The sequence below is a fragment of the Vibrio harveyi genome (genome assembly GCF_030060435.1).
Classification (GTDB): domain Bacteria; phylum Pseudomonadota; class Gammaproteobacteria; order Enterobacterales; family Vibrionaceae; genus Vibrio; species Vibrio harveyi.
In genome coordinates, this window is the sequence record NZ_CP125875.1 from 480,669 (window position 1) to 505,443 (window position 24,775).

The following is a 24,775-nucleotide window of genomic DNA, read 5'->3' on the forward strand; positions in this document are numbered from 1 at the left end:
ATTTTGAATAAAATGATCAAAGCGGCAGGCATTGGCCTTCTTGTACTTAGCTCTTCAATGTTTGCAAACGCGGCAGAAGCTGCTCAGAAAATTGGCTACATCAACACTGCTCAAGTTTTCCAAGCACTTCCTCAACGTGAAGTGGTTCTACAAAAAATGCAGAAAGACTTTAAGAGCAAAGCTGATGAGCTGAAATCAATCCAAGCGCAAGCTAAGACAAAGATTGAAAAACTGCAGCGTGACGGCGAGCTTCTAGGTCAAGAAGAGATCGAAAAACTGCGTATTGATATCGCTAAACTAGACAGCGAATACAAAGTGAAAGCGCAAGCGCTTGAGAAAGCAAGTGCACGTCGTGAAGCTGAAGAGAAAGCAAAACTATTCAAAACTATCCAAGACGCAGTGAAGAAAGTAGCAGAGAAAAAAGGTTACGACCTAGTTATCGACATCTCTTCGCTTCAGTACGGTAAGCCAGAATACAACATCTCTGAAGACGTAATTAAAGCTCTAAAATAAGAAGTTATGAAGAAATTGACATTAGCCGAGTTGGCAACAATTACCGGGGGTGAGCTATTTGGTGACGAGTCTCTCGTTGTAAACCGCGTAGCTCCAATGGATAAAGCACAAGAAGGCGATGTGACCTTCTTGTCTAACCCAAAATACGCGAAACACCTATCTGAGTGCCAAGCAACTGTGGTAATGGTGAAACCAGAACACAAAGACCAGTGCGCGGGTAACACTCTGGTTGTTGCTGACCCTTACATTGCTTTCGCTCGTGTTGTTCAAGCGATGGACACCACGCCAAAGCCCGCTGATGAGATTGCACCAAGTGCAGTGATCGCAGCGGATGTAAAGATGGGTACTAACGTGACAATCGGTGCTAACGCAGTGATTGAAACGGGTGTAGAACTAGGCGACAACGTAAGTGTTGGCGCTGGTTGCTTTATCGGTAAAAACGCAAAGCTAGGTAACAATACTAAGCTTTGGGCTAATGTGACGATCTATCATGAAGTATCGTTGGGTGATGATTGTCTAGTTCAATCTGGTACAGTCATTGGCTCTGATGGTTTCGGTTATGCAAATGACAAAGGCGAATGGATCAAGATTCCTCAACTGGGTTCTGTGCGTATCGGTAACCGTGTCGAGATCGGTGCATGTACCACTATTGACCGTGGTGCGCTAGAAGACACCATCATCGAAGACAACGTAGTTCTTGATAACCAACTTCAAATCGCTCATAACGTGCAGATCGGATATGGTACTGTGATGCCAGGTGGTACTATTGTGGCGGGCAGTACGAAAATTGGTAAGTACTGTCAGATCGGCGGCGCGTCGGTTCTTAATGGTCACATCACGATTGCAGATGGCGTAGCTATCACCGGTATGGGCATGGTGATGCGCAGTATCGAAGAGAAAGGTCTGTACTCATCAGGCATTCCGCTGCAAACCAACCGAGAGTGGCGTAAAACGGCGACTCGAGTTCACCGTATTGACGAGATGAACAAACGCCTGAAAGCTGTTGAAAAGCAGCTGGAACAGAAAGAAGAATCTTAGTTCCACATTCTGAACAAAGACTCGCGAAATGCGGGTCTTTTTCTTCTATAATGACGCGCTATAAGTAGATTTATCACCAAGCTGGTATACACTTTGCAGGCAATTCCTGAATAAGTGGCATTTGCCGCTGCCTTGCCATCTTGGTTGTTGAGAATTGATATAGGAAGACGACTTTGACTACTGAAAAGAAAACGATGAACATCTCTGAAATTCAAGAGCTACTACCTCATCGCTACCCATTCTTATTGATCGACCGTGTGATTGACTTCCAAGAAGAGAAGTACCTTCACGCAATTAAAAACGTGTCGGTTAACGAACCTCAGTTTACAGGTCACTTTCCACAGCTACCAGTATTCCCAGGTGTATTGATCTTGGAAGCGATGGCTCAGGCGACAGGCCTACTTGCATTTAAATCATTTGGTGCACCAACGGAAAACGAACTGTACTACTTCGCAAGTGTAGACGGTGCTAAGTTCCGTAAGCCAGTAGTACCAGGCGATCAAATGATTATTGAAGTAGAATTTCTGAAAGAGCGCCGTGGCATTGCTGCATTTAGCGGTGTAGCAAAAGTTGACGGCGAAGTGGTATGTTCAGCTGAGCTGAAGTGTGCTCGTCGAGAGTTTTAATATGATTCATGAAACCGCTAAAATCCACCCAGCAGCGGTGGTAGAAGAAGGCGCGAAAATTGGCGCTAACGTGACCGTTGGTCCTTTCACTTACATCACCTCTACGGTGGAGATTGGTGAAGGCACTGAAGTGATGTCTCACGTAGTGATCAAAGGCCACACCAAAATTGGTAAAGATAACCGCATTTTCCCACATGCTGTGATTGGTGAAGAGAACCAAGACAAGAAGTACGGTGGCGAAGATACAACAGTGGTTATTGGTGACCGCAACGTGATTCGTGAAGCGGTTCAAATTCACCGTGGTACGGTTCAAGATAAAGCAACAACAGTGATTGGTGATGATAACCTGCTGTGTGTTAACGCTCACATCGCACACGATGTTATCGTAGGTAACCACACTCACATTGGCAACAACGCGATCCTTGGTGGTCACGTAACGGTTGATGATCATGCTGGTGTTATGGCACTTTCTGCGATTCATCCGTTCTGTACTGTTGGTGCTTATGCTTACGTTGGCGGCTGTTCTGCCGTTGTTCAAGACGTACCAGCTTACGTACTCGCGCAAGGTAACCATGCGACGCCATTTGGTTTGAACTTGGTTGGCTTGAAGCGTAATGGTTTTGAAAAACCAGAGATTCGTGCACTACAGAAAGCGTATAAAGAAATCTACCGTTCAGGTAAGACTCTGGAAGAAGTAAAACCAATCCTAGCTGAAATGGCACAAGAGTGGCCAGCAGTGAAACGTTTCTCAGACATTCTGGAAACGACGGAACGTGGCATCATTCGTTAATCAACGAGTGAGCGGTTAAATAGAAAAGATCGCGCCCAAGCAGGGCTGCGGTCTTTTTGTGTTTTATGGATAACGGTTTGTGTGAGAGAAAGTGTAAACCGTTATCCATAGCGCACAGGAAAAATAGCGAAGTAGATATGGAAAGACCATTACGTATCGGCATCATTGCCGGAGAACTGTCTGGCGACACGCTAGGTGAAGGCTTTATCAAAGCGGTGAAACAACAATACCCTGACGCGGAGTTCGTTGGTATTGGCGGTCCAAAGATGATCGCTCAAGGTTGTGAGTCTCTCTTCGATATGGAAGAGCTTGCTGTAATGGGCTTAGTAGAAGTTCTAGGACGCTTACCAAGACTGCTAAAAGTCAAAGCTGAGCTTGTTAAGTACTTTACTGATAACCCGCCAGATGTCTTTATTGGTATCGATGCACCAGATTTTAACTTGCGTGTTGAACTGGATTTGAAAAATGCAGGGATAAAAACCGTGCATTACGTGAGCCCTTCAGTTTGGGCTTGGCGTCAGAAGCGTATTTTCAAAATTGAAGCAGCAACCAATCTAGTGCTGGCATTCCTTCCGTTTGAAAAAGCGTTCTACGACAAATTCAATGTACCTTGTGAATTCATTGGTCATACTCTTGCAGATGCGATTCCACTGCAATCAGACAAAGCGCCTGCTCGCGAGCTATTGGGTCTAGAACAAGATAAGCAATGGCTAGCGGTGCTTCCGGGGAGTCGTGGTAGTGAGCTGAAAATGCTCTCTCAACCCTTCATTGAAACGTGTAAAAAACTCCATCAGAAATTCCCAGATCTTGGTTTTGTCGTTGCGTTAGTAAATCAAAAACGTCGTGAGCAATTCGAACAAGCGTGGAAAGAATACGCTCCAGAATTGGACTTTAAGTTGGTGGATGATACAGCGCGTAACGTAATTACGGCTTCAGACGCGGTGATGTTGGCTTCCGGTACCGTGGCCTTAGAATGCATGTTACTTAAGCGTCCGATGGTGGTGGGTTACCGTGTGAACGCTATGACGGCATTTCTTGCTAAACGATTGCTGAAGACTAAATACGTATCGCTACCGAATATTTTGGCTGATACCGAATTGGTCAAAGAATATCTGCAAGAGGATTGCACACCGGATAATTTATTCAACGAAGTGTCTCGCTTGCTAGAAAGTGACAACCAAGAAATGTTGGATAAGTTCACCGAAATGCACCACTGGATCCGTAAAAATGCGGACCAACAAGCCGCAAATGCGGTTCTAAAACTGATTGAAAAATAGAGATTTATCATGGCTGTTAAACCAAAAGCGACCAAAACCAAAGTTGAACTACCACCGTTTGAATATCCACAAGGCTATCAATTGGTTGCCGGTGTTGATGAGGTAGGACGCGGTCCTTTGGTTGGCGATGTCGTGACTGCGGCAGTGATCTTAGATCCGAATAACCCAATTGAGGGTTTGAACGATTCTAAAAAACTGAGCGAGAAAAAACGCATGGCGCTGCTGCCAGAAATCAAAGAGAAAGCGTTGGCTTGGTCAGTAGGGCGCTGCTCTCCAGAAGAAATTGACGAGCTAAACATCCTGCAAGCGACGATGGTTGCTATGCAACGTGCGATCGCTGGTTTGGAAGTGCAGCCAGACTTAGCTCTTATCGACGGCAACCGTTGCCCGCAACTTCCGATGGACTCGCAAGCCGTCGTGAAGGGCGATTTGCGTGTTGCTGAAATCAGTGCTGCTTCTATCATTGCGAAAGTCGTTCGTGACCAAGAAATGGAAGAGTTAGACAAGCAATACCCACAATTTGGTTTTGCTAAGCACAAAGGTTACCCAACCAAAGCGCACTTTGAAGCAATTGAACAACACGGTGTGATCAGTGAGCATCGTAAGAGCTTCAAACCAGTAAAGAAAGCGCTCGGCATCGAAGAATAAGCCAAAGTGGTATAACGGGCATATCGGTGTTATAAACCATGCCCGCTTTAGGTTAGAATCCCAAACAAGATTTAGTTTTACGGTACCTGTTAATGTCAGATCCTAAGTTCATTCACCTTCGAATCCACAGTGATTTCTCGATGGTGGATGGTATCAACAAAGTTCCACCGCTCGTTAAGAAAGTCGCCGAGCTCGGCATGCCAGCAATGGCGTTGACCGATTTCACTAACCTATGTGGTTTGGTGAAATACTACGGCACTGCGCATGGCAGTGGTGTGAAACCAATCATCGGCGCAGATTTCAAAATGCAATCGGATGAGTTTGGTGAGGAACTGACGCAACTGACCCTATTGGCTGCAGATAACGAAGGTTACAAAAACCTGACCTTATTGATCTCTAAAGCCTACCTTCGTGGTCACGTACAACACCAACCTGTGATTGATAAAGCTTGGTTAGCCGAGCTGTCAGAAGGTGTGATCGTATTATCTGGCGCGAAAAATGGTGAAATTGGTAAAGCGTTACTTAAGGGTAACCGCAAAGTGGTGGAAAGCTGTGTAGCGTTCTACCAAGAATATTTCCCAGACCGTTTCTATTTAGAGCTGGTTCGTACTGGTCGTTCCGACGAAGAGACTTACCTGCACTTTGCCATCGAATTGGCAGAAGAAACACAATTGCCAGTAGTCGCTACCAACGAAGTGGTCTTTCTCAGCGAAGATTTATTTGACGCTCATGAAATTCGCGTTGCGATCCATGACGGTTACACACTAGAAGATCCGCGCCGTCCAAAGAATTACAGCCCAGAACAATACCTGCGTACTGAAGAGGAAATGTGCGAGCTGTTTGCCGACATTCCGGAAGCACTAGAAAACAGTGTCGAAATTGCCAAGCGCTGTAACGTCACAGTACGTCTTGGCGAATACTTCCTCCCAGCTTTCCCAACCGAGGGTATGGAAGAGACTGATTTCTTGGTCATGAAGTCTCGTGAAGGTCTGGAAGAGCGTCTAGAGTTCCTATTCCCAGATGAGGAAGAGCGCAAGCAACGTCGTCCTGAATACGATGATCGTCTACAAATCGAACTCGACGTAATCAACCAAATGGGATTCCCAGGTTACTTCTTGATCGTAATGGAGTTCATTCAGTGGTCGAAAGACAACGCGATTCCGGTAGGTCCGGGTCGTGGTTCGGGTGCTGGTTCTTTGGTGGCATACGCATTAAAAATCACCGATCTTGATCCGTTAGAATATGACCTTCTATTCGAACGTTTCTTGAACCCAGAACGTGTATCCATGCCCGATTTTGACGTCGACTTCTGTATGGATAAACGTGACCAAGTAATTGATCACGTAGCAGAAATGTACGGTCGTGATGCGGTATCACAGATCATCACCTTCGGTACCATGGCGGCAAAAGCGGTAATTCGCGACGTAGGTCGTGTACTGGGGCATCCGTTTGGTTTTGTAGACCGCATCTCCAAACTGGTACCGCCTGATCCGGGTATGACTCTGGAGAAAGCGTTTAAAGCTGAGCCAGCACTGCCTGAGTTGTATGATGCTGACGAAGAAGTTAAAGAACTGATCGATATGTGTCGCATCCTAGAAGGTTGTACACGTAACGCCGGTAAGCACGCGGGTGGTGTTGTAATCTCACCAACCACAATTACAGACTTCGCCCCGATTTATGCTGACTCGGAAGGTCACTTCCCAGTTACTCAGTTCGATAAGAACGACGTTGAAACCGCTGGTCTGGTTAAGTTTGACTTCTTGGGTCTGCGTACCTTAACCATCATCGACTGGGCGTTGGGTCTGATTAACCCGCGTCTAGAACGTGAAGGCAAAGATCCTGTTCGCATCGAATCAATTCCACTGGATGATGCGGCGTCATTCCGTTTGCTGCAAAACTCAGAAACCACTGCGGTATTCCAGCTTGAATCGCGCGGTATGAAAGAGCTGATTAAACGTCTGCAACCGGACTGTTTTGAAGACATCATCGCATTGGTGGCACTGTTCCGCCCAGGACCGCTTCAATCGGGCATGGTAGATAACTTTATCGACCGTAAGCACGGTCGTGAGGCGATCTCTTATCCTGATGAAAAGTGGCAACACGAATCGCTTAAAGAGATTCTGGATCCGACTTACGGCATCATCCTGTATCAAGAACAGGTAATGCAGATCGCACAGGTACTGTCTGGCTACACCCTTGGTGGTGCGGACATGCTTCGTCGTGCGATGGGTAAGAAAAAACCGGAAGAGATGGCGAAACAGCGTGCTACCTTCGAAGAGGGGGCAATTGCCAACGGCGTCGATGGCGAGTTGGCGATGAAGATCTTCGACTTGGTAGAGAAGTTCGCGGGTTACGGCTTTAACAAATCTCACTCGGCAGCCTACGCACTGGTTTCGTACCAAACGCTATGGCTGAAGATGCACTATCCAGCGGAATTCATGGCAGCGGTAATGACTGCCGATATGGATAACACTGAGAAAGTGGTTGGCTTAGTAGACGAATGTTTCCGCATGAAGCTCACCGTGCTTCCGCCTGACATCAATGCCGGCTTGTATCGCTTTAACGTAGACGAGAATGGCGCGATTGTTTATGGCATCGGCGCGATTAAAGGTGTGGGTGAAGGTCCAATCGATGCGATCTTGGAAGCGCGCAACAAAGGCGGTCACTTCATCGACCTATTTGATTTTTGTGCGCGAATCGACCTGAAAAAGGTCAACAAACGTGTCATCGAAAAGCTGATTTACGCAGGCGCACTCGATAGACTGGGTCCACACCGTGCGGCACTAATGGCATCGCTTAATGACGCGGTGAAAGCGGCAAGCCAACACCACCAAGCGGAAGCATTTGGTCAAACGGATATGTTCGGTGTATTGACCGATGCTCCGGAAGAGGTGGAGCACAAATATACTCAAGTGCCAGCATGGCCAGAGAAAGTATGGTTAGAGGGTGAACGTGAGACGCTCGGTTTATATTTGACCGGACACCCAGTTAACGCATACATAAAGGAACTAAATAAGTACGTTAGTTGTCGACTAAAAGACGCAACCCCAACTCGTCGTGATCAATCCGTGACAGTCGCGGGTTTGGTGATTGCAGCTCGTGTAATGACAACCAAGCGCGGTACACGAATCGGTATCATGACTCTGGACGACCGAAGTGGTCGAATGGAGGTGATGTTGTTCTCGGATGCGCTTGATAGGTATGCAGAACTTCTCGAAAAAGATAAAATTTTGGTTGTTTCTGGACAGGTCAGCTTTGATGACTTCAACGGTGGCCTTAAAATGTCGGCGCGTGAAGTTATGGATCTGGGTACTGCGCGTGAGAAATATGCACGTGGTTTGTCAGTATCAATTGATGCTAAACAGATTAACGATAAATTCTTTGAGCAATTTACTCGTATTTTAGAACCGCACAAAGCCGGAACCGTACCTGTCAATGTATACTACCAGCGTGCCGACGCCAGAGCGCGGTTAACATTGGGCACCGAATGGCGAGTAACGCCAAGTGATACATTACTAGACGATTTAAAACAGTTACTTGGTAAGAGCCAAGTAGAACTCGAATTTAACTAAAAAATTCAGCGCAATACGTAAGACGCTGAGTCAAAAAGGATTCATAGATGAGCCTAAACTTTCTTGAATTTGAAAAGCCAATTGCAGAACTAGAAGCGAAAATTGAAGCGCTACGTGACGTATCTCGTCACGGTGGTGATTCTGCAATTGACCTTGATAAAGAAATCGAACAGCTTGAGAAGAAGAGCCTAGAGCTTAAGAAGAAAACCTTCAGCGACCTAGGTGCATGGGAAACAGCTCAACTGGCTCGTCACCCTTTACGTCCATACACGCTAGATTACATTCAGCACGTCTTCGAAGAGTTTGATGAGCTTGCGGGTGACCGCGCGTTCGCAGACGACAAAGCGATCGTTGGTGGTATTGCTCGTCTTGAAGGTCGTCCTGTGATGATCATTGGTCACCAAAAAGGTCGTGAAACCAAAGAAAAAGTAAAACGTAACTTTGGTATGCCAAAGCCTGAAGGTTACCGTAAAGCACTGCGTTTGATGGAAATGGCTGAGCGTTTCAACATGCCAATCATCACTTTCATCGACACAGCAGGTGCATACCCAGGTGTTGGCGCTGAAGAGCGTGGTCAATCAGAAGCTATCGCGAAGAACCTTAAAGTGATGTCTGGTCTTAAAGTACCAGTAATCTGTAACGTTGTTGGTGAAGGCGGTTCTGGTGGTGCACTCGCTATTGGTGTTGGTGACTACGTAAACATGCTTCAGTACTCAACGTATTCAGTAATCTCTCCGGAAGGTTGTGCTTCAATTCTATGGCGTGATTCAGACAAAGCGCCTCAAGCAGCAGAAGCAATGGGTCTAACAGCTCCGCGCCTAAAAGAGCTTGAGCTTATTGACGAAATCATTGAAGAGCCGCTAGGTGGCGCGCACCGCGACCACGTTCAAATGGCTGCAAACATGAAAGCTAACTTGCTTCGTCAGCTAGAAGACCTTGAGCAACTAGACCACGAAACGCTACTAGAGCGTCGTTACCAACGTCTAATGAACTACGGTTACTGCTAAGCGCTAGCTGATATCTCGCAAGATAACAGATAAAATAGAAAGGGTTGGGCATATGCCTAACCCTTTTTTGTTTCTATCGGATGGCTTATGGAATCGCTTTACTCGCATTTTGCTCAAGTTCTCGACCGCTATTTTCAACCAGATACAAAGATTGTCTTGGCGTTTAGCGGCGGGGTTGATTCGCGTCTGCTACTTGAGCTGCTCAGTCGTTATCAGCAAGTGAACTCAACTGAATCTAAGTTACTCAGGTGTCAGGCGGTATACGTTCATCATGGTTTAAGTTCGAATGCCGATGATTGGGCAGACAAATGCTTGCTATGGGCAAAACATGTGAACATTCCATGCACTGTTGAACGGGTTGAGTTAGACATCAACAGCGGTGAAAGTATCGAGTTGTTGGCACGTGAAGCTCGTTACCAAGCCTTAGAAAAGCATATCCAAATGGGTGACTTATTGCTGACAGGGCAACATGCCGATGACCAAGTGGAAACCTTCTTGTTAGCACTTAAACGAGGCAGTGGACCAAAGGGGTTATCAGCAATGGCTGAAAGCATGCCGTTTGCTGGTGGCATATTAGTTCGTCCGTTGCTGACCGTTAAGCGAGAGCAAATCGAAGCGGCAGCCAGAGAGCAAAAACTGGACTGGGTAGAAGACGAAAGTAACCAAGATATTCGTTACGACCGTAACTTCCTCCGTCATCGAATTGTGCCTGAGTTATCTGAACGTTGGCCGAGTGTCCATCAAGCCGTTCAGCGCAGTGCGAGTTTATGCGCGCAACAAGAAGCCTTGTTGGATGAACTGCTAGGAGCGGCATTTGAGCGTGTTTTGCAAACTGATCTCAGCGTGAGTATTGAAGCACTCAATGAACACAGTGAACTCGCGCGGGCAAGGCTTATCCGAATGTGGCTAGCAAAGCTTGCAGTCAACATGCCGACGCAGGTGCAACTCAATCTGATTTGGAGTGAAGTCGCTTTGGCGCAACAAGATGCCAACCCAAAGCTCAAGCTCAAACAAGGCGAAGTGCGCCGCTTTCAACATCGTCTTTACTGGGTGAAAGAAAGTGTCGATGTCACAACATGGCACAGCGAAATTCAGCTCGACACACGATTGGTACTGCCTGAACATTTAGGAGAGTTGACGCTAAGCACAAGCTCAGATAACGCGACAATAGCGTTACCGTCTCAGCCAGATCTGCTCAGAGTGACGTTTAATCCAGAGGGGCTTTCTGCGCACCCAACCACGCGGAATCACAGTCGTAAGCTGAAAAAGTTGTTTCAAGAGTACAATGTGCCAAGTTGGCTACGTCGTCAAATTCCGATTTTGATGTACCAAAATCAGGTAGTCGCCGTTGGAGATTTGTTTGTTGATCAGGCTTTCAGTGGTCAAGACTGTGAACTTATCTGGCGCAAGTCGTTGTAATTCATGCCACAATATCGAATATAAAAAACAGATACTTAAATAAAAACGATTAGGTGAAGCAATGAAGAAAACAATCATGGGCGCAATGGTGGCGCTAACCATGTTGAGTGGGCAAGCACTGGCTGCTGGAGATGCAGCGGCAGGACAAGCGAAAGCTGCTGTGTGTGCCGCTTGTCATGGCGCGGATGGTATCGCGGTGATTCCGGGTTATCCAAATCTGAAAGGGCAGAACGAGCAATACATTGAAAGCTCGATCAAAGCGTATAAAGCGGGTCAACGTACCGGCGGTCTTGCGCCTGTGATGCAAGCACAAGCGAACTTGCTCTCTGACGAGGATATTGCGAACTTGGCGGCATACTATGCGAGCTTAAAATAGGTACGAACAATAAGTTACGTTAAGCCAGAGTTTTTGCTCTGGCTTTTTGCTATTGACGAACACAACGTATGGTCTCAGTCACCTTGTATTTTGTTGCGTTCTTCGTCAAATAAACTCCATCAGTGTCAGGATTTTCAGTCGCTTGGTAATAACAAGGATTGAATGTTGTGGGACGCTAACCGATAATATGCGCAAACGATTGAAGCTTAAGGGATGAACATGAAAAAGATTGAAGCGATTATCAAGCCATTCAAATTGGATGATGTTCGAGAAGCATTGGCTGAAGTAGGCATTACAGGGATGACCGTCTCTGAAGTGAAAGGCTTTGGTCGCCAAAAAGGGCACACTGAGTTGTACCGTGGTGCAGAGTACATGGTGGATTTTCTGCCTAAAGTGAAGCTAGAAATCGTTGTGACTGAAGACGTTGCAGACAAGTGCGTAGAAACTATCATCGAAACAGCGCAAACGGGCAAGATTGGTGATGGTAAGATTTTCGTGACCGACGTAGAACGCGTAGTACGTATCCGTACAGGTGAAGAAGACGAAGACGCAATCTAACTCCGTCGAGATAGAATTAAGATTTCACTTCATTATGTGGTGAAAATTTGAGTAAGCTAAAAGGGAGCCGCGCATGGCTCCTTTTTTATTATTCGCATTTTATACCCAAGTAACCTCGAGATGCGTAGTTCAGCGAAAGTGACTTGGTTTGTAGAAGCGGCAACGTTCTGAATTCTGCATCTTGAAGCCACTCGGGTATATATGTGACATTTTTGTGTTTAGGTAGGTTTATGTATCAGCGTTTTGCTTTTGCGTTAGTTTTTCTCATTATCGCTGGGTTTGTGAGCTTTCAGGTCATTTTCACCGTGCCAGAACAGCCGCAAATTATTACTCAAACAGGGGCGAATATTACTCAAAACATCCGTTGTATGGAGTTTGATAAACCGCAAGCGCTCGATAAGGACGGTGAATTAAATGTCTTGGTGTGGAATATCTATAAACAGAACCGTGATAACTGGCAACAAGCATTGGATGCGTTTTCTGCCAATAAACAACTGTTGCTTCTACAAGAAGCGAGCTTAACGGATGAGTTTAAGAATTGGTTGGTAGAAGGGCATTGGGTGAGCAATCAAGTCAGTGCGTTCAAAGCATTGGGCAGCGGTGCTGGTGTGATTAGCATTGCTCAGCAAGCGCCAATCCGAGCTTGTGCGTATACATCGAAAGAGCCGTGGCTGCGTTTGCCGAAATCTGCGCTGTACAGCAAATATCAACTGAGCAATGGTCAAACTTTGGCAGTCGTGAACATTCATGCAATTAACTTTACCGTGGGCACAGAAGAATACACATCGCAGTTGTCTGCGTTAGAGATGGTATTGAAGGAGCACCAAGACCCAATTCTGTTTGCTGGGGATTTTAATAGCTGGAGTGAAGAACGTGTCGCTGCGATGAAAAAGGCGTTACAAAAAGCGCATCTTCAAGAGGCTAAGTTTAACCAAGATGACCGAACTCAATTCATTACGGGATTGCCACTTGACCATGTCTTTTATCGTGGTCTGACCCTCAAAAATGCGAAAGCGCCGCAGAGCGACGCTTCCGATCATAATCCACTGTTGGTGTCATTTATGCTCAACGATGAGCGCTGACAGCGTTAAGTTCGCTTGAGGACTTAAGTAATAACGATGTACAGTGCCCAAATCACGTAGAATGCAATCCAAGGCAGGCTCGAAATCACAAGAGCCTGTCCGCGTTCAAACTCAGTCCAAGTTAGAACCACGCCATAACCTAATACAATGTACCAAGGCAGCAATAGCGGTAGTGAGCTTGCAAAATGTGACCATTCGTTGGTTAACGGCAGTTTCAACAGGCCGTTAAGACTGTTTAGGTCTGCAGCGTAAGTCATCACTTCACCGTGTTTCAAAAGTAGGCTCGCGTAGCTGGCAATGTCACCCAGTACAGCAGGGAATAGGATTGCGCTTGAAGCGGCAAACCATTTCCAGTAACCGTATTGTTGTTTGCTCGCTTTTGTCGCTAGAAGGAACCAAAGCGACAGTAGAAGTAGCGTTGCAAAACGGTTAAACACGTCATTGATAATGGCACTTGCCATCAGCGTGTTCGACTCCAACAGTTCAATCTGCTTAGGATCGATCTGTTGGAACTGAGCGGTTAATTGTTCACTCAACCAAGTGAAATCCACATTCGAGAAATAGGCACCCCAAAACAGGAATGGGCTGATCATCAAGAAGATGAACGGTTGCCACCCCCAGCCTCCACGCTGATACAGCGCCAAGAAGCACGATGTTGGAGATCGGAAAATATCCAACAACATTACAAGCGGGTTACTCGATGGGTTCATACACTTACCTTAGTTACGTCAACATACAACTTAAGCTTCTGACCTGGTTTCAGGTACTTCTGCTTTTGAAGAGAATTCCATTTCACGATGTCGTTACTCTTCACCTTAAACTTGCTTGCAATACCACTGATGGTGTCGCCTGAGCGTACGTTGTAGAACACAGTGCGAATTACCGCACCTTTGTCTGAGTTCTTCCAAATCACCAGTTTTTGACCGACGCGCAGTGTGTCTTTTGGTCCCATACCGTTCCATTTCGCTAGGGATTTATGAGAGACCTTGTTCTCACGCGCGATAGACCACAAGCTCTCGCCAGATTGGACGGTGTGCGTCAATTTGTATTGACCACGAGCTTGAGATTGCATTTTGTTGAGGCGATTTTCAGCACTCAAAGCGTACTTAGAATCGTCTTTTGTTGACGTTGGGATCATCAGGTACTGACCAACGCGGATATTGTTGTTTGATAAACCATTAGCACGTTGGATAACTTTCGTTGTCGTGCCGTACTTTTGGGCGAGCACGCTGAGTGAGTCACCAGACTTCACTTTGTAGCGTGCTACTTTAACCCCTTTACCACGGTTCTTTTTCACTTGGGCAAGGAACTGATCCTTTTTCTCAATAGGAATAAGAAGTTGATGTGGTCCTTCTGGGGCGGTAGACCATTGGTTGTAAGCAGGGTTGTAACCTTGTAGCTCTTTTACGCCAATGCCTGCGTAATCAGCAGCAATCGCAAGATCGAGTTGCTCTTTCGGATCAACAAGTGTCAGTACTGGTTTGTTTGGGATCGGTGGGATCTCGATGCCGTACTTATCTTGGTTAGCGACGATGTCGGCAAGAGCAAGGAGCTTAGGAACGTAACTGCTTGTCTCCTTTGGAAGATCCAAAGAGAAGAAGTCTGTTGGCTTACCAAGCTTTTTGTTCTTACGAATGGCACTTGATACACGACCACCACCACTGTTGTACGCCGCGATAGCATGATCCCAGTTACCATCAAAGCGCTTGCTTTGTTGCTCTAGGTAATCGAGTGCAGCATTAGTTGACGCGTACACGTCGCGACGACCGTCGTACCAGTAGTTTTGCTCTAGTCCCATCATTTTGCCCGTACCAGGCACGAACTGCCAAAGCCCTGCTGCGCTGCCGTGCGAGTATGCAAACGCATCAAACGAGCTCTCTACCACAGGCAAAAGCGCCAACTCCATTGGCAGTCCACGTTCTTCGATGCGTTTTGTAATCATGTACAAAAACGGCTGTGCACGTTCTGAAACGGTGCGCAGGTGGCTAGGGTGCTTCAAATACCATGTGCGGTAGTAAGCAATTTTCTTGTTGTCTGGGATGTCCATCTCAAGTTGCATGCCGATACGTCGCCATACATCTTTTTGTTCCTGAGGAGAAAGGGCTTTTGGGGTCTCTTTAGCAGATTTCTTTGCTATTGATTGCTTTTTCTCGGAGTCCGTTTGAGCTGCATCTTGTTTTACTGCTTGCTCGGACTTATTGGTTTCTGGTGCTGGAGTGTTTGTTGAATCTGACTGAGTCAATTGACAGCCAGAAAGTAATAACGCCAACGCCCAACTGTACTTTAAACGCATGGATTCAGCCTATTTAGGGCCTGTTTATCTTCTCCTGCCTGTCGCGCAGCTAAGGTGCGTGGCAGTCGCAAGATAATAGACATCTTGTAACACTAACTAAAAGTAGGGCACATAGCCGCTACTGTATGCGTTTGGGTGAAATACAAACTGCTTTATATCAGCCCCTAAACGCAATAGAAGCGCCAGAGGCGCTTCTATGAAAATCAGCTCACGATAATACTTGCGTCGAGCAAGTTTACAAGCAGAAATTGGTTAAAATTCGTTCTTCCACTCACGTAGAGCTGTAAAAACCGAGCATGGATCGCTATTTTCAATACGGTTTGCGACGGATTGAATAACTTCCGCGTTGGTCGCACGAAGGAATGGGTTAATGAGTTTCTCTTTACGCAGCGTTGTCGGGAGAGTTGGAATGTTCAGCCCACGTAGGCGATTTACGTCGTCGCGGTACTGGCGCAAGTGTTCATTATCCGGCTCAACGGCAAGGGCAAATGCTACGTTACTTGCGGTGTATTCATGAGCGGAGAATACCTCGGTTTCTTCAGGAAGCTTGGAAAGCTTACTTAGGGATTCGAACATCTGCTCTGGTGTGCCTTCAAAAATGCGACCGCAACCAGCTGAGAACAACACATCGCCGCAGAAAAGCTTACCGTCACCGACATAGCCAATGTGACCCAGAGTGTGACCTGGTAAGCCAAGTACCATAAAGATTTCGCCAAACAACTCTAGTTTGTCGCCTTCTTCCATCGCATTGGTTAAAGTTGGAATAGGCTCCGCTTTTGGACCTACCACAGAAACATGTGGAAAAGCATGAACTAAATCTGGAACGCCACCAATGTGATCGTTGTGGTGGTGCGTAATTAAGATCGCTTCTAAAGTTAACTCGTTAGCCTGCAAATATTCTAACACTGGCTTAGCATCGCCCGGATCGACCACCGCACAACGCTTGTCGCTATTTTGTATCAGCCAGATGTAATTATCATTAAATGCGGGTATGCTTTTGATCTCTAACACGATTCGTTCTCCGTCACCCTTTTAATAGTCAGGTGGTTAATGAAACCAGCACTCAGCAACAAAACTTTACAGCACCCGTCGACTTGGTCAGAAATGAACAATGGTCCATGGGTACTTGAGTCAATCCAAACCCGCCTTGATGAGTGGTGTCCGAAGCTGTTCGGTTACCACATGTTGAAATTGGGTGGCTTGAGCTGTGAGCTAACCAGCTGTAGTTGTAACATTCAACACCAAGTCAACGTAGATATCCAGAACCCGTTGCATAATGTCATCGCAGATGGTTACGAATTACCCTTTTTAGAGAAAAGCTTTGATGTTGTTGTGCTGGCTCATCAGCTTGACTATGCAAGTGATCCCCATCGGTTGCTACGTGAAGTTGACCGCGTCATGATGGATGATGGTTATCTTATTATTACGGGGTTTAATCCGATCAGTCTCACTGGTGTAGCAAGTTTGTTGCCTTGGCGCAGAAACAACTTACCATGGAGCGGACGTATGTTCACCGCCAACCGTATCAAAGACTGGTTAGGTGTATTGAACTATCAAGTGATTCATTGTGACCGTTACGCGCTGTTTCCTATGACGCGTTACAAAACTATGTGGACGTGGCTAGAGAATAGCTTAGGCGATTGGGCATCACCGGCAGGAAGTTTGTACTATATCGTTGCTCGTAAACGAACGTACCCTCTCAAACCGATCAAGCCGCATTGGCGCTTGAAGAGAAAGTTAACACCATTGGGCGTGATGAACAGAGAGGGCAGTGCAGTGAAAAAGGTCTCAAGCGGTAAAAACTAAGATGCTTGGTACCCTGTATCTTCTTCGGTTGGGTTTTCTGCGGCTGCGCGTGCTAGCTCATCACAGATTTCGTTTTCACGGTGACCCGCATGACCTTTCACCCAGTGCCAATCTACTTGGTGGCGAGCGGTTTCTTTATCGAGTGCTTGCCATAGATCGGCGTTCTTTACCGGCTTTTTATCTGCGGTCTTCCAGCCACGTTTTTTCCAGTTGTGTATCCATTGCGTAATGCCTTGGCGCACGTACTGGCTATCCGTTGTTAATGTTACTTGGCATGGCTCTTTTAATGTTTGAAGTGCCACTACTGCTGCCAACATTTCCATACGGTTGTTGGTCGTCAATGTGTAGCCTTTTGCTAGCGTCTTTTCTGTTTGTTTGTAACGCAGAACAATGCCGTAACCACCTGGACCAGGATTGCCTAAACAAGATCCATCAGTGAAAATCTCAACGTGTTTGGTCATATTTTTGGTACTATTAGCCGAAACATTTAATAAAGCATAGTCTGACACACATAACCTTATGAATACCAGCAGCAATTCTGAACATAATCGTATTGTCGTACTCGATACCGAAACCACGGGTATGAACCTCGAAGGCGGCCCGCACTACATGGGGCACCGCATTATCGAGATCGGTGCCGTGGAAATCATCAACCGTAAGCTAACTGGTCGTCACTTCCACGTTTACCTAAAACCGGACCGTGACATTCAGCCAGATGCAATTGAAGTACACGGTATCACCGATGAGTTTCTTGTCGACAAGCCGGACTATGCAAATGTCCACCAAGAGTTTTTAGATTTCATCAAAGGTGCCGAGTTGGTTGCCCACAACGCGCCCTTCGATACCGGCTTTATGGATTACGAGTTTGAAATGCTCGATCCGACGATCGGTAAAACGGATGACTTCTGTAAGGTGACTGATACCCTTGCCATGGCGAAGAAAATCTTCCCAGGCAAACGAAACAACCTCGACGTTTTGTGTGAACGTTACGGCATTGATAACTCACACCGTACGCTCCACGGGGCATTGCTCGATGCGGAGATTCTAGCTGACGTTTACCTACTGATGACTGGTGGACAAACAAGCCTAGAATTCAACGCTAACAAGAGTGACGGCGGTGCAGAAGGTATTCGTCGTGTTGAAGGAAGAAAAGCGCTAAAGGTTTTGCGTGCAACTGCCGATGAAGTAGAAGCACACCAGAAAAGATTGGAACTGGTGAACGACAGTATTTGGCAGTAATAGGAGAGACTATGTTGAGGGCTTTGTCAGTCGCTATTTTAGCGTTCTGGAGTTGTTTCGCGTTTTCTGCGAGCGAGTCCGCTATGTCTTTGTTAGATAACCGATTTCGTGTCGACCCAACCATCGAACAAATTACCTTTCTGGTTTATCGCGAACAGAGCTCTCAGCCCGTTGTTCTTGTCCGTCCTGATGGCAAAAAATATTATGCATGGGGTACCTACGACAATGTGCGTTGGTACCAAGAGCCTTCTCTGGACATCATATCGATTGATAATCCAATGCCAGGTCCTTGGCAGGCTGTGGGTAAGGTCACTCCTAAAAACAACATCCGTCTGATTTCACATCTCAAGCTGAGTACCGATGTGTTCCCTAATCGCCTTTACCACAGTGAGGCGCTTAAGTTCACCGCGCGTTTAACCTCAGACGATCAACCGTTGGTATTGAGAGATTTTCTAGACCGCGTCAATCTGCGCGTCACCTTCACCAAATTTGTTGAGAATGAAGACGAACTGATCAAAGAAGCGCGACCAGTACCTATGGTGATCGGTGAGTTTGCCGATGATGGTCGTGGTTTGGATGAAAAAGCAGGTGATGGTGTATTTACGGTTCAGCTACCAATTGATGTTGAGCCGGGTAAGTACCGCGCACGCATTACATCAGGTAACGGGGTTTTCCTGAGAGCGCAAGAACAAATCGTGCTGGTCTATCCATCGCCAATTACGCGCACCTTTATTCAATCACGTCATGCAGACCAACCGCATCAGCTGGTGGTCAGTGGTGAACAAGGCATGATCACTCCGGGCTCTATTGCGGTGAACATTGAGCAGGAAGCGCCCGATGGTTTTATCAGTTATAGCCAAGGTCAAGTGTCGGCTGATGGCACGAAAACCACGCTCAAAATGGACAATGATCCAGAGCTAGGTAAATACTCATGGCACGGTGAGGTGTTTGCAACTGACTTAGCGACTAAGCGTTCATTAGTCTTCCCAATCAAAGAACAGTCATTTAGTGTTGTTGAAGAGGTGGATCTTGAAGCGGCTCGTGTCGCGAAAGAGGCGGAACTCGCTGAGCAGCGTCGTATTGAAATGGAAAAACGCATCATTGCTGAGCGCGAAGCGGAACGTAAGCGCAGCATGATCATCATAGGTATCGGAAACGTCATCGCACTGATTCTAGTGGTGCTATTCTGGATCATATGGAGCAAGGTAAAAGCTAAACGTCAAGCTATGCCAGAGATGCAATTGGAAGTCCCTAAGAAGTAGGGCAAAGAAATGAGATTATAGAACGGAGCCGATTGGCTCCGTTTTTGTTAGATCGTCTTACTAGAGTTTTATACCCAAATAACTCAGATACTCGGGTTCAGCGAGAATGAGTTGATGTGTAGACGCTGCGGCGATTTAAAGATCTTGATTCTAAATCAAGAATCGGCAACAAAGTATACAAGCCAAGGCCCTTACTATTTGTAAAGAGTGCCCTTTGAGAGTGTGTCATGAACTCGCTTTTTTATTAAACCAATGGTTGCACCAAACAACTTGGAAAGAGCTGGCTATTATACTGCGTTGTTTTCCTTACTCTCGAATCAATGACAACGCTCTGAATCCTGCATCTTGAAGTCACTTGGGTGTACTTTGGTTTAAAAACTGATATTTACATTGTGTGCTGCGTTTAAATTGAGGACTTTAGCTGTGACAATCAAATTATTAAATCTAGATCATTTACCTTTACAAAGAGCGCTAGTGGAATCTGCATGCAACGCCTTTGTGCACGAAGAAGAGGTGGTAGCCGCAGTATTGCTTGGCTCATTGTCTTCAGGAAAAGGGGATCGTGTATCGGATGCGGATGTTATCGTGTTTACCAAAAATAACTTCCATAAAAATGTCACACCTTGCTTTGCTCTGTTTGAGGAAGGCAAAGAGATCTTCTATCGTCTTGAAGGCGATCACAATGAGAATGCTTGCTTTAAAAAGTACATCTTTAACGATCTGACCAGTGCAGAGATTCATTGCTTGGATCTTAATGAACCTTTCCAACTTTCAAGACCCTTCAAAGTTCTATTCGATAAAGCTGATATCATCGATGAGTTAGTAACCGATGAGCCAGCCCCAAAGCACGAAGATTTTCCCGTTTATACAAGTGGAGACCAAGGTCTGATTTGGGAGCTGTTTGACTGTATAAAATGGCTGAGTCGCGACAACAATGAGTTGGCAAAAAACTACCTCAAGAAACTCGCAGACAAGCTCTAGGCATAGTGTCTTACAAGCCGCTTGGTGACTAGGAGGTGTTTATGAAGTACAAAAAACGTCGGACGTACAAATATAACCTTCATTCCGAAGAACAGATTGAAACCGGTATCGCCCTCGCGCAGCCTTTTGATAGTCCGTTTCTGAGTCTATCTGAGCAAGGTTTGTTGACGATTAAGAAAGGTTACTCATGGGATGGAGCGAGTGGTCCAGCGATTGATACTCAAAACATCCTCAAGGCGTCTTTGGTGCATGACGCGTTGTACCAGCTCATGAGGGAGGAAGTGTTGCCGCAAAGCAGTCGAGAGCAAGCGGATAGGCTTCTGCGTCAAATATGTCTCGAACACGGCATGTCGAACTTTAGGGCTTCCTACATCTATTACGGAGTCAGAGTGTTTGGTGGATGTTTTTCCAAACCGGATCTTTTATCTGTCTAGCTAGGCTCTCTTGGTAAGTAGATTCTGAATCACGTTCGTTCCTCACTGTTCAGAATGACGAAAACCTAGGAACACTGTGCGTATAGTAACCTGGTAACTCAAAGTAAACCGTCATTCTAGCGAGCTCCAGCGAGACTAAGAATCTGCTATCAGCACTCTAGGGCTTTGGGGCGTCATTATCTAAGGAACACGTGGAAAGTAGATTCTGAATCATGTTCGTTCCTCACTGTTCAGAATGACGAAAACCTAGGAACACTGTGCGTGCAGTAACCTGACAACTCAAAGTAAACCGTCATTCTAGCGAGCTTCAGCGAGACCAAGAATCTGCTATCAGCGCTCTAGGGTTTTGGGGCGTCCTCATCTAAGGAACACGTGGTAAGTAGATTCTGAATCATGTTCGTCCCTCACTGTTCAGAATGACGGAAACCTAGGAACACTGTGCGTGTAGTCACTTGATAACTCAGAGTAAAGCGTCATTCTAGCGAGCTTCAGCGAGACTAAGAATCTGCTATCAGCACTCTAGGACTTTGGGGCGTCATTATCTAAGGAACACGTGGAAAGTAGATTCTGAATCACGTTCGTTCCTCACTGTTCAGAATGACGAAAACCTAGGAACATTGTGCACATAGTAACCTGACAACTCAGAGTAAAGCGTCATTCTAGCGAGCTTCAGCGAGACCAAGAATCTGCTATCAGCGCTCTAAGGCTTTGGTCCTTATCTAAGGAACACGTGGTAAGTAGATTCTGAATCATGTTCGTCCCTCACTGTTCAGAATGACGGAGCTCTAGAAACACTGTGCGTGTAGTCACTTGATCACTCAAAGTAAACCGTCATTCTAGCGAGCTCCAGCGAGACTAAGAATCCGCTATCAGCGTTCTAGGACTTTGGGGCGTCCTTATCTAAGGAACACGTGGTAAGTAGATTCTGAATCACGTTCGTTCCTCACTGTTCAGAATGACGAAAACCTATGAACATTGTGCACATAGAAATCTGACAACTCAGAGTAAAGCGTCATTCTAGCGAGCTTCAGCGAGACCAAGAATCTGCTATCAGCGCTCTAGGGCTTTGGGGCGTCCTCATCTAAGGAGCACGTGGAAAGTAGATTCTGAATCACGTTCGTTCCTCACTGTTCAGAATGACGAAAACCTAGGAACACTGTGCGTATAGTAACCTGGTAACTCAAAGTAAACCGTCATTCTAGCGAGCTCCAGCGAGACTAAGAATCTGCTACCAGCGTTCTAGGACTTTGCGAGCGCCGTGTTGTGCGAAGCAGAGATTCAATAAAAAACGGGAGCCTTAGCTCCCGTTTTGCTTTTCTATTTTTCGTTTAAGTGATTACCTGCTTAAGCGACGTGCTCCATCTGAGGGTAAAGCGGCTTTGCGGCTAATAGCTCTGGCTCAAAGTCGTCTACGTTGATGGTGTCTAGACGATGCTGCTCTGCTTCTCTCAACAGATCCGCTTCTTCTTGAGTGATTACACCTTGCTCTAAACCTTCTTGAGCGATCATATCCAAACGTAGGAATGGGCGGCGTTTGCCTTGCGCTTTACATACCTTGTCGAACACAGGCTCAGCTTGAAGAATCACAGACAGTGCTAGCTCAATTTTACCTGCTGCATTGTGCTCAGTTGGTTCTAGGTACTGACCACGACCAATGCGTGAGCGTGTTGCACTTGGTGTTTGTAGAATACGAGCTACTTTGCTGTCTAGCTTATCACTTGGCGCTTTACGTACACGACCAAATGGCATGATCAATACACGCAGTGCACGACCGATCACTTTATTAGGGAAGTTCGCTAGGAACTCATCAATCGCTGCTTCAGTCTGCTTCAAGCTGTCTTGTAAGCCCCAGTGTACTAGCGGTAGGTCTTCAACCGGACGACCATCTTGCTCAAAGCGTTTTAGGGTTGCAGAGCCAAGGTACAGCTGACTTAGAATGTCGCCAAGACGTGCAGACAGACGCTCTTTACGTTTCAATGAGCCACCTAGCACCGCCATTGAGATATCCGATAGCAGAGCAAGGTTTGCACTGTAACGGTTCAATTGTTGGTAGTAACGTTTGGTTGCATCTTTGGTTGGTGATGAAGAACCTAGACCGTCACTTAGACCAAACCAGATACTGCGAACGAGGTTACTCATCGTGAAGCTCACGTGACCCGCCAGTGCTTTATCGAATTTTTCAACTGCATCGCCTGCGTCAGAGTAAGCCGCGTTCATCTCTTCAAGAACATACGGGTGACAACGAATCGCACCTTGACCAAAGATGATCATTGAACGAGTTAAGATGTTTGCACCTTCTACCGTTACTGCGATTGGCGCACCTTGGTAACCACGCGCTAGGAAGTTAGAAGGACCCATACAGATACCTTTACCGCCTACGATGTCCATCGCGTCGATGATGCTTTGCTGCCCACGGTGAGTACAGTGATATTTCACGATAGCCGAGATAACCGAAGGTTTTTCACCAAGGTCAATACCAGCTACAGTTAAGTTGCTTGCCGCATCCATAACGTAAGCATTACCACCTAGGCGCGCTAATGGTTCTTCTACGCCTTCCATATGACCGATAGGTTGTTTGAACTGACGACGAATACGCGAGTAAGCACCTGTCGCCATCGCGGCAGTTTTGATTCCACCAGTTGAGTTAGAAGGCAGTGTGATACCTCGACCAACTGACAGACATTCAACCAGCATACGCCAGCCTTGACCTGCCATTTTCTCGCCACCAATAATGAAATCCATCGGAACGAAAATGTCTTTACCGCGGGTTGGACCGTTTTGGAATGGTACATTAAGCGGGAAGTGACGATTGCCGATCTCAACGCCTTTTAGGTCCGTTGGAATAAGCGCACAGGTGATGCCCAACTCTTTTTGGTCGCCTAGCAAGCCATCAGGATCACGCAGTTTAAAAGCAAGACCAAGTACCGTTGCGACAGGAGCAAGAGTGATGTAGCGCTTGTTCCATGTTAAGCGCATACCAAGCACTTCTTCGCCTTCCCATTCGCCTTTACATACAATGCCGTAATCTGGGATTGAGCCTGCATCGGAACCTGCTTCTGGGCTAGTTAATGCGAAACATGGGATTTCTTTACCTTCAGCAAGACGGGGTAAGTAGTGGTTTTTCTGCTCTTCAGTGCCGTAGTGTTGCAGTAGTTCACCGGGACCTAACGAGTTTGGAACACCAACGGTAGATGACAAAACGCCAGAAACGCCGGTTAGTTTTTGTAATACCAAAGATTGAGCGTATGCAGAGAACTCAAGACCGCCGTATTTCTTCTTGATGATCATGGCGAAAAACTTATTGTCCTTAAGGTATTGCCACACTTCTGGTGGTAAATCTGCAAGTTCGTGTGTTACCTGAAAGTCACTAACCATGGCGCACACTTCGTTTACAGGACCGTCTAAGAAGTCTTGCTCTTCTTTACTTAATTTAGGAGCTTTGATGGCATGAAGTTTTTGCCATTCAGGTTTGCCCTTAAATAGTTCTGCTTCCCACCACACTGTACCGGCGTCTAATGCTTCTTTTTCGGTTTGAGACATAGCAGGTAGGACTTTCTTAAACAGAGCAAGTGCTTTTCGGCTAATGAGGGATTGACGAATGCTAGAAACCGCGAACACTGCAACGGCAAGAACGTAAAGTACCCAGCCAATAAAACCAACTGAGCCTGCGATAGTCAGTGCTAGCATGGCAGATGTTAGCAGGCTGACGGATTTCACGAGTGACATTCTGTGGTAAAGCGTAATGCCTAACACAACTGTCATCGCTACGATTGAGAGCAAGATGTCCATATGTTTTTTCCTTCTCAGACTTTAATTATGTTGTACGTCTGTATTTTGGTAAGAGGTCTAACCAG

The 24,775-nt window shown here is 46.3% G+C and carries 22 protein-coding genes; 17 read left to right on the plus strand and 5 right to left on the minus strand.

Features of this window, described 5'->3' with window-relative positions; translation table 11 throughout:
* The first annotated feature begins 3 nt into the window (after window positions 1–3).
* The 12 genes from QMY49_RS02225 to QMY49_RS02280 all read left to right on the plus strand — a co-directional run bounded on the left by QMY49_RS02225 (window position 4) and on the right by QMY49_RS02280 (window position 12,906).
* Window positions 4–513, plus strand: a complete 510-nt coding sequence (locus tag QMY49_RS02225) for an OmpH family outer membrane protein (protein WP_005446168.1) — start codon at window positions 4–6, stop codon at window positions 511–513.
* Window positions 514–519: 6 nt separating this feature from the next.
* The gene (lpxD, locus tag QMY49_RS02230) at window positions 520–1,551 is read left to right on the plus strand and encodes a UDP-3-O-(3-hydroxymyristoyl)glucosamine N-acyltransferase (RefSeq protein WP_283312637.1); all 1,032 of its coding nucleotides are present in this window, start codon (window positions 520–522) and stop codon (window positions 1,549–1,551) included.
* A 173-nt stretch (window positions 1,552–1,724) separates the two neighbouring features.
* Complete coding sequence (gene fabZ, locus QMY49_RS02235; protein WP_005430234.1) at window positions 1,725–2,177, plus strand: 3-hydroxyacyl-ACP dehydratase FabZ; 453 nt, start codon at window positions 1,725–1,727, stop codon at window positions 2,175–2,177.
* A gap of 1 nt (window position 2,178) precedes the next feature.
* The gene (lpxA, locus tag QMY49_RS02240; protein ID WP_005446164.1) at window positions 2,179–2,967 is read left to right on the plus strand and encodes an acyl-ACP--UDP-N-acetylglucosamine O-acyltransferase; all 789 of its coding nucleotides are present in this window, start codon (window positions 2,179–2,181) and stop codon (window positions 2,965–2,967) included.
* Between the two features lie 137 nt (window positions 2,968–3,104).
* A complete protein-coding gene (lpxB, locus tag QMY49_RS02245; RefSeq protein WP_222326706.1) occupies window positions 3,105–4,244 on the plus strand; it encodes a lipid-A-disaccharide synthase in 1,140 nt (379 codons plus the stop codon).
* Window positions 4,245–4,253: 9 nt separating this feature from the next.
* Window positions 4,254–4,892, plus strand: a complete 639-nt coding sequence (rnhB, locus tag QMY49_RS02250) for a ribonuclease HII (RefSeq protein WP_005446160.1) — start codon at window positions 4,254–4,256, stop codon at window positions 4,890–4,892.
* Between the two features lie 92 nt (window positions 4,893–4,984).
* Entirely contained in the window at window positions 4,985–8,464 is a 3,480-nt protein-coding gene (dnaE, locus tag QMY49_RS02255; RefSeq protein ID WP_005446158.1) for a DNA polymerase III subunit alpha, read from the plus strand.
* Between the two features lie 47 nt (window positions 8,465–8,511).
* The gene (gene accA / locus QMY49_RS02260) at window positions 8,512–9,471 is read left to right on the plus strand and encodes an acetyl-CoA carboxylase carboxyl transferase subunit alpha (protein WP_005446156.1); all 960 of its coding nucleotides are present in this window, start codon (window positions 8,512–8,514) and stop codon (window positions 9,469–9,471) included.
* A gap of 87 nt (window positions 9,472–9,558) precedes the next feature.
* On the plus strand, window positions 9,559–10,890 hold the full coding sequence (gene tilS / locus QMY49_RS02265; RefSeq protein ID WP_253650641.1) for a tRNA lysidine(34) synthetase TilS: 1,332 nt from the start codon (window positions 9,559–9,561) through the stop codon (window positions 10,888–10,890).
* 61 nt (window positions 10,891–10,951) lie between these two features.
* Window positions 10,952–11,266 carry a c-type cytochrome gene (locus tag QMY49_RS02270; protein WP_005446152.1) on the plus strand — a complete coding sequence of 105 codons (315 nt, stop codon included), beginning with the start codon at window positions 10,952–10,954 and terminating at the stop codon, window positions 11,264–11,266.
* A 219-nt stretch (window positions 11,267–11,485) separates the two neighbouring features.
* Window positions 11,486–11,824 carry a nitrogen regulatory protein P-II gene (gene glnB / locus QMY49_RS02275; RefSeq protein WP_005436810.1) on the plus strand — a complete coding sequence of 113 codons (339 nt, stop codon included), beginning with the start codon at window positions 11,486–11,488 and terminating at the stop codon, window positions 11,822–11,824.
* Window positions 11,825–12,054: 230 nt separating this feature from the next.
* The gene (locus QMY49_RS02280) at window positions 12,055–12,906 is read left to right on the plus strand and encodes an endonuclease/exonuclease/phosphatase family protein (RefSeq protein ID WP_283312645.1); all 852 of its coding nucleotides are present in this window, start codon (window positions 12,055–12,057) and stop codon (window positions 12,904–12,906) included.
* A gap of 23 nt (window positions 12,907–12,929) precedes the next feature.
* Here QMY49_RS02280 and QMY49_RS02285 read toward each other — a convergent pair whose 3' ends face one another.
* From QMY49_RS02285 to gloB, 3 genes are all read right to left on the minus strand, one after another.
* Window positions 12,930–13,616: a YIP1 family protein gene (locus tag QMY49_RS02285; protein WP_009698632.1), complete on the minus strand. Its 687-nt coding sequence runs from the start codon at window positions 13,614–13,616 to the stop codon at window positions 12,930–12,932.
* Window positions 13,613–15,199: a lytic transglycosylase gene (locus tag QMY49_RS02290; protein WP_005446145.1), complete on the minus strand. Its 1,587-nt coding sequence runs from the start codon at window positions 15,197–15,199 to the stop codon at window positions 13,613–13,615. The genes QMY49_RS02285 and QMY49_RS02290 overlap by 4 nt, the downstream gene beginning before the upstream one ends.
* A 252-nt stretch (window positions 15,200–15,451) precedes the next feature.
* Window positions 15,452–16,210: a hydroxyacylglutathione hydrolase gene (gene gloB / locus QMY49_RS02295; RefSeq protein ID WP_009703865.1), complete on the minus strand. Its 759-nt coding sequence runs from the start codon at window positions 16,208–16,210 to the stop codon at window positions 15,452–15,454.
* 39 nt (window positions 16,211–16,249) lie between these two features.
* On the opposite strand from gloB, the gene QMY49_RS02300 reads away from it, so the two are divergent.
* Complete coding sequence (locus QMY49_RS02300; protein WP_005446141.1) at window positions 16,250–17,005, plus strand: class I SAM-dependent methyltransferase; 756 nt, start codon at window positions 16,250–16,252, stop codon at window positions 17,003–17,005.
* Here the strand turns inward: QMY49_RS02300 and rnhA are convergent.
* Window positions 17,002–17,466 (minus strand): ribonuclease HI, encoded by a 465-nt coding sequence (gene rnhA / locus QMY49_RS02305; RefSeq protein ID WP_005446139.1) that lies wholly within the window; start codon window positions 17,464–17,466, stop codon window positions 17,002–17,004. The two genes, QMY49_RS02300 and rnhA, sit on opposite strands and share 4 nt — an antisense overlap.
* Window positions 17,467–17,524: 58 nt before the next feature.
* Between rnhA and dnaQ the strand changes: the two genes are divergently transcribed.
* From dnaQ to QMY49_RS02325, 4 genes are all read left to right on the plus strand, one after another.
* A complete protein-coding gene (gene dnaQ / locus QMY49_RS02310) occupies window positions 17,525–18,244 on the plus strand; it encodes a DNA polymerase III subunit epsilon (RefSeq protein WP_038899081.1) in 720 nt (239 codons plus the stop codon).
* Between the two features lie 11 nt (window positions 18,245–18,255).
* A complete protein-coding gene (locus QMY49_RS02315; RefSeq protein ID WP_009698629.1) occupies window positions 18,256–19,506 on the plus strand; it encodes a TIGR03503 family protein in 1,251 nt (416 codons plus the stop codon).
* A 474-nt stretch (window positions 19,507–19,980) separates the two neighbouring features.
* The gene (locus tag QMY49_RS02320; RefSeq protein WP_005446134.1) at window positions 19,981–20,487 is read left to right on the plus strand and encodes a nucleotidyltransferase domain-containing protein; all 507 of its coding nucleotides are present in this window, start codon (window positions 19,981–19,983) and stop codon (window positions 20,485–20,487) included.
* A 41-nt stretch (window positions 20,488–20,528) separates the two neighbouring features.
* Window positions 20,529–20,921, plus strand: a complete 393-nt coding sequence (locus QMY49_RS02325) for a DUF1353 domain-containing protein (protein ID WP_005446132.1) — start codon at window positions 20,529–20,531, stop codon at window positions 20,919–20,921.
* A 1,344-nt stretch (window positions 20,922–22,265) separates the two neighbouring features.
* Here QMY49_RS02325 and fadE read toward each other — a convergent pair.
* Window positions 22,266–24,710 (minus strand): acyl-CoA dehydrogenase FadE, encoded by a 2,445-nt coding sequence (gene fadE / locus QMY49_RS02330; RefSeq protein WP_283312649.1) that lies wholly within the window; start codon window positions 24,708–24,710, stop codon window positions 22,266–22,268.
* Between the last annotated feature and the right edge of the window lie 65 nt (window positions 24,711–24,775).

What these genes read in the sequence shown, in the direction of transcription:
- lpxD (WP_283312637.1), top strand. Translation starts at nt 520, where the DNA reads ATGAAGAAATTGACATTAGCCGAGTTGGCAACAATTACCGGGGGTGAG.
- lpxA (WP_005446164.1), top strand. Translation starts at nt 2,179, where the DNA reads ATGATTCATGAAACCGCTAAAATCCACCCAGCAGCGGTGGTAGAAGAA.
- lpxB (WP_222326706.1), top strand. Translation starts at nt 3,105, where the DNA reads ATGGAAAGACCATTACGTATCGGCATCATTGCCGGAGAACTGTCTGGC.
- rnhB (WP_005446160.1), top strand. Translation starts at nt 4,254, where the DNA reads ATGGCTGTTAAACCAAAAGCGACCAAAACCAAAGTTGAACTACCACCG.
- dnaE (WP_005446158.1), top strand. Translation starts at nt 4,985, where the DNA reads ATGTCAGATCCTAAGTTCATTCACCTTCGAATCCACAGTGATTTCTCG.
- accA (WP_005446156.1), top strand. Translation starts at nt 8,512, where the DNA reads ATGAGCCTAAACTTTCTTGAATTTGAAAAGCCAATTGCAGAACTAGAA.
- tilS (WP_253650641.1), top strand. Translation starts at nt 9,559, where the DNA reads ATGGAATCGCTTTACTCGCATTTTGCTCAAGTTCTCGACCGCTATTTT.
- QMY49_RS02270 (WP_005446152.1), top strand. Translation starts at nt 10,952, where the DNA reads ATGAAGAAAACAATCATGGGCGCAATGGTGGCGCTAACCATGTTGAGT.
- glnB (WP_005436810.1), top strand. Translation starts at nt 11,486, where the DNA reads ATGAAAAAGATTGAAGCGATTATCAAGCCATTCAAATTGGATGATGTT.
- QMY49_RS02280 (WP_283312645.1), top strand. Translation starts at nt 12,055, where the DNA reads ATGTATCAGCGTTTTGCTTTTGCGTTAGTTTTTCTCATTATCGCTGGG.
- QMY49_RS02285 (WP_009698632.1), bottom strand. Translation starts at nt 13,616, where the DNA reads ATGAACCCATCGAGTAACCCGCTTGTAATGTTGTTGGATATTTTCCGA.
- QMY49_RS02290 (WP_005446145.1), bottom strand. Translation starts at nt 15,199, where the DNA reads ATGCGTTTAAAGTACAGTTGGGCGTTGGCGTTATTACTTTCTGGCTGT.
- QMY49_RS02300 (WP_005446141.1), top strand. Translation starts at nt 16,250, where the DNA reads ATGAAACCAGCACTCAGCAACAAAACTTTACAGCACCCGTCGACTTGG.
- rnhA (WP_005446139.1), bottom strand. Translation starts at nt 17,466, where the DNA reads ATGACCAAACACGTTGAGATTTTCACTGATGGATCTTGTTTAGGCAAT.
- dnaQ (WP_038899081.1), top strand. Translation starts at nt 17,525, where the DNA reads ATGAATACCAGCAGCAATTCTGAACATAATCGTATTGTCGTACTCGAT.
- QMY49_RS02315 (WP_009698629.1), top strand. Translation starts at nt 18,256, where the DNA reads ATGTTGAGGGCTTTGTCAGTCGCTATTTTAGCGTTCTGGAGTTGTTTC.
- QMY49_RS02325 (WP_005446132.1), top strand. Translation starts at nt 20,529, where the DNA reads ATGAAGTACAAAAAACGTCGGACGTACAAATATAACCTTCATTCCGAA.
- fadE (WP_283312649.1), bottom strand. Translation starts at nt 24,710, where the DNA reads ATGGACATCTTGCTCTCAATCGTAGCGATGACAGTTGTGTTAGGCATT.